The following is a 4,007-nucleotide window of genomic DNA, read 5'->3' on the forward strand; positions in this document are numbered from 1 at the left end:
GTGAGGACGCGCGGGCGCGGCCACGGGTTGCCCGTCGGATGCCCCCGATCCGGGGCGCAGGTACACCGCCGCCAGCCCACCGCTTCCGGCCACCGCGATCACGCAGGCGGTGGCGATCCACAGGCGGGTGCGGTGCCGGGCGGAGGTCCGCGCGGAAACGCGGGTTACGTCTTCAAGGGTGAACCCGGGGGCAGGCGGTTCACCCGGGGCGGCCCGGAAGAGCGTTTCGAGTTCCCGCTCATCCATGGGTTTCCACCTCCTCGCCCAGCGCCGCGCGCAGGTTCGCCAGCCCGCGGGCCGTCTGGCTCTTCACGTTCCCTTCGCTGCAGCCGAGCACCTTCGCGACCCTGGCCACGTCGAGCCCCTCGAAGTAGCGCAGCACGAGCACGGCACGCTGCTTCGGCGGCACCGCCCGCAACCCGGTCATCAGGTCGGCCCGTGCGGCCACCCGCTCGTCGAGCGACGGGCTGGGCTCGGGCTCCGGCACCTGCTCGACCTGCTGTTCCCGCCGCCATGGACGGCGTGATTCGTCGATCGAGGCCCGGATCAGCGTTCTTCGCAGGTAGGCGTCCGTGGCCGCCCGGTCGCGGATCTTCCTCCAGCGCCGGTGCAGCGCGACGAACGCCGTCTGCGCGAGATCGTCCGCGCGATGCCAGTCGCCGCAGAGCAGGTACGCGGTTCGGCGCGCGGAGTCCCGCCTGGTGGCGAAGTACTCCGCGAACTCCTGTTCCTCGCGCTCGTTCACCGGCCTCCCGGACGCTCCCGATCCAAGACGGAAGGACTGCCTTCGCGGGTTGCACCGTAGTCGTCCGGGTACGGAAACGGTGAAGCCGTACCTTGTAGATCAACTATTTGGTGTGATGTGATCTCACCGTGACCTCAACTGGTGCCAACCCGATCGATTTTCGCTCGGACACCGTCACCCGTCCCGACGAGGCGATGCGCGAGGCGATGGCCGCCGCCGAGGTCGGGGACAACGTGATCGACGTCGACCCGACGATCAAGGCCCTCGAGGAGCGGGCGGCCGCGGTGCTGGGCATGCCTGCCGCGCTGTGGACGCCGAGCGGCACGATGGCCAACCTGATCGCGCTGAGCGTGCACCTGCAGCGAGGCGACCGGTTCCTCGCCCCGAAGGGGGCGCACGTGCTCACCAACGAGCTCGGCTCGGCGGCCTGGCTGGCCGGCGGCATGCCGGAGGCGCTGGAGCACGACGCGGGCCCCGGCCGTCCCACTCCGGAGTCCCTCGCCGCCGCGATCGGCCCCAGGATCGACACCTACTTCAGCCTCCGCACCACCCTGCTGTGCCTGGAGAACACGCACAACGCGGCGGGCGGCGCCATCATCCCGCCGCACGAGCACGCGCAGTTGCTCGCCACCGCACGGCAGGCCGGCCTGCGGGTCCACCTCGACGGTGCGCGCATCTGGCATGCCGCCGCCGCGCTCGGCCTGCCGCCCGCGGCGCTGACCGTCGGCGTGGACACCGTCTCGGCCTGTTTCAGCAAGGGACTCGGCGCCCCCGTCGGCTCGGTGGTCGCCGGCAGCGTCACCTTCGTCGAACGGGCCCGCCGCATGCGGCAGATGCTGGGCGGCGGGGTCCGCCAGGGCGGCGTGCTCGCCGCCGCCTGCCTGGTCGCACTGGACCGCATCGGCGATCTCGAGGAGGACCACGAGAAGGCCCGGCGGCTGGCCGCAGGGCTCGCCGATATCGGCTGGGACGTCAACACGCCCGAAACCAACATCGTGCTGGTTCGCGTGGCCGATCTCGAGGTGACGCTGAAGTCGCTGTGGGCTCAGGGCGTGCTGGCACTGCCACTGGGCGGCCGGGTGCGCTTCATCGCCCATCGCGACCTCACCATGGCCGACATCGAAGACGCGCTGCGCCGGATCAAGGCAGGAGGTCACCCCTGAGGCGGCGCGGTGACCAGGCGGTGTTTCCCAAGCGGCGGAGCCGCTTGCTGTGGGCTGTCAGCTTGCACCGCCACCCACACCGCCACCCAAACCACTTCCAACAGGTGATAGGGCGATCAGGGCAGGCGCTTGGGCGAGCTCTTCCCCTTGATGGCGCCGTAGGCGGCGGTACCGAGGAAGACGGCGCCGCCGATGATGGCGATCCACACGACGGCCTTGAGCAGGAAGCCGACCACCGATCCGATCACCATGATCGCGATCCAGGCGACGACGAGTGCCCCGACGATCTTCCAGAACATGGCATCCCTCCGGTTACCTCGCGGGCCGTTCGGCCCGCTGTGCACGAGGCTCCCACTTCCGGGCCCGTGAGGCTCGCGTTATGGCCAACGATCAGGGAAAAGCCGGGGTTCCCCCGGACCGTCCCCGCTCCAGCCAGCGGCCGAGCCGCCCGATCGCCTCTTCGATCTCGCCGCCGTCACCGGCGAAGGAGAACCGCACGAACTTGCCGCCGTCGACCGGGTCGAAGTCGATGCCGGGGGTGATCGCGACCCCGGTTTCGGCGAGCAGGCGCTGGCACCAGCTCAGGCTGTCGGTGGTGTGCGCGGAAACGTCAACGTACGCGTAGAAGGCGCCGTCCACCGGGGCGATGTGGTCGAGGCCGATCCCGCGGAGCCCGTCGAGGATCAGGTCCCGGTTCGACCGGTAGTGCGCGACGTGCCCGTCGAGCTCGGCGTAGGACTCGGGCCGGAAGGCGGCGACCGCGGCGTGCTGGGCGAGCGCCGGGGCGCAGATGTTCAGGTTGCCGGTCAGCACGTCCACCGCGCGGTTCAGCCGCCGCGGCACCAGCATCCAGCCCAGGCGCCAGCCGGTCATGGCGAAGTACTTGGAGAACGAGCCGAGCACCACCGACTCCGGTGAACTCTGCCAGGCGCAGCCGAGCTCGGTGCCGTAGGAGATGCCGTGGTAGATCTCGTCGCTGATCAGCTGCACGCCGTGGGACGAGCACCAGCTCGCGATCGCGGCCAGCTCGCCGGGCGGCAGCACGGTGCCCGCCGGGTTCGTCGGGCTGGCCACGATCAGGCCGGCGATCGGCCCGAGGCTTTCCAGCAGTTCGACGGTCGGCTGGAAGCGGGTGCTTTCGTCCGTGGCGAACTCGACGACCTCGCAGCCCAGCGCGGTCAGCAGGTTCCGGTAGGCCGGGTAGCCGGGGCGGGCCATCGCGACCCGGGCGCCGGCGTCGAAGGAGGACAGGAAGGCCAGCAGGAAGCCACCGGAGGAACCGGTGGTCACGATGACATCGTCCGGGCTGACGTCGAGTCCGTAACGGTGGTCGTAGTGACCGGCGATCGCCTCCCGAAGTTCGGGAATGCCCAGCTGCACGGTGTAGCCGAGGTTCTGCTCGCGCAGGGCCCGTTCCGCGGCCTCCAACACCGGCCGCGGCGCCCCCGCCGTCGGCTGGCCCGCGGCCAGCGAGATCACGTCGCCGTGGGTGCGCTGCCGGGCCTGGGCCGCGGACAGCACCTCCATCACGTGGAACGGCGCGACCTCCGCGCGCCTTGCCGGACCGGGGAACGCCGCTGTGTCGACCATGACTTCCAGGTTAAGGCTGACGTGTCCCCTTACCGCCCCCATTCGGGGGGTAAGACCGACCACACTGCGTTACCTGACCTGCGGGTCGTCAGTAACCAACGTAGCCGCCGCCATGGGCCATGGACTTCAGGCCGGGGTGGTTGGCGAAGCTGCCGTAACGGCTGAGCGTGTAGCGCACCCCGGCGATGATGTTGTCGACCGGGTTGTAGATGTTGTCGTGCCCGGGCAGCTTGTAGGAGTTGAACGTCGAGTCGATGCACTGCATCAGGCCCTTGGACGGGTGACCCGCCTTCGCGTTGCTGTCCCAGAGGTTGATCGCGTTCGGGTTGCCGCCCGACTCCTTCTCGATGATCGTCCAGATCCTGTTGATGTCGGCGTCGGTCACCGGGATGCCCTGCGCCTGCATCTCCTTGATGGCTTCCTCGATCCACTGCCGCACGTTCCCCGGCGGCTGCGTGCTGGGCGGGCCACCGCTCGGGCCCATCCCGCCGCCACCGCCGCCGTCGCCA

At 70.2% G+C, this 4,007-nt stretch carries 5 protein-coding genes and 1 pseudogene; 1 reads left to right on the forward strand and 5 read right to left on the reverse strand.

The features are described from left to right. Window positions 1-246 (reverse strand): annotated as a pseudogene (locus FNH05_RS33770) (hypothetical protein); the annotation flags it as partial. After that, window positions 239-745 (reverse strand): SigE family RNA polymerase sigma factor, encoded by a 507-nt coding sequence (locus tag FNH05_RS33775; RefSeq protein WP_144592915.1) that lies wholly within the window; start codon window positions 743-745, stop codon window positions 239-241. The gene FNH05_RS33775 and the pseudogene FNH05_RS33770, both read right to left, overlap by 8 nt. Before the next feature lie 128 nt (window positions 746-873). On the opposite strand from FNH05_RS33775, the gene FNH05_RS33780 reads away from it, so the two are divergent. Next, complete coding sequence (locus tag FNH05_RS33780; protein ID WP_144592916.1) at window positions 874-1,908, forward strand: threonine aldolase family protein; 1,035 nt, start codon at window positions 874-876, stop codon at window positions 1,906-1,908. 116 nt (window positions 1,909-2,024) lie between these two features. Here the strand turns inward: FNH05_RS33780 and FNH05_RS33785 are convergent, their stop codons facing one another. From FNH05_RS33785 to FNH05_RS33795, 3 genes are all read right to left on the reverse strand, one after another. Further along, entirely contained in the window at window positions 2,025-2,207 is a 183-nt protein-coding gene (locus FNH05_RS33785; RefSeq protein ID WP_144592917.1) for a hypothetical protein, read from the reverse strand. Between the two features lie 91 nt (window positions 2,208-2,298). Continuing rightward, the gene (locus FNH05_RS33790) at window positions 2,299-3,498 is read right to left on the reverse strand and encodes a pyridoxal phosphate-dependent aminotransferase (protein WP_144592918.1); all 1,200 of its coding nucleotides are present in this window, start codon (window positions 3,496-3,498) and stop codon (window positions 2,299-2,301) included. 88 nt (window positions 3,499-3,586) lie between these two features. Then, the coding region (locus FNH05_RS33795; protein ID WP_186382873.1) for a transglycosylase SLT domain-containing protein at window positions 3,587-4,007 on the reverse strand (421 nt) is incomplete at its 5' end.

Source organism: Amycolatopsis rhizosphaerae, assembly GCF_007713715.1.
GTDB lineage: Bacteria > Actinomycetota > Actinomycetes > Mycobacteriales > Pseudonocardiaceae > Amycolatopsis_E > Amycolatopsis_E rhizosphaerae.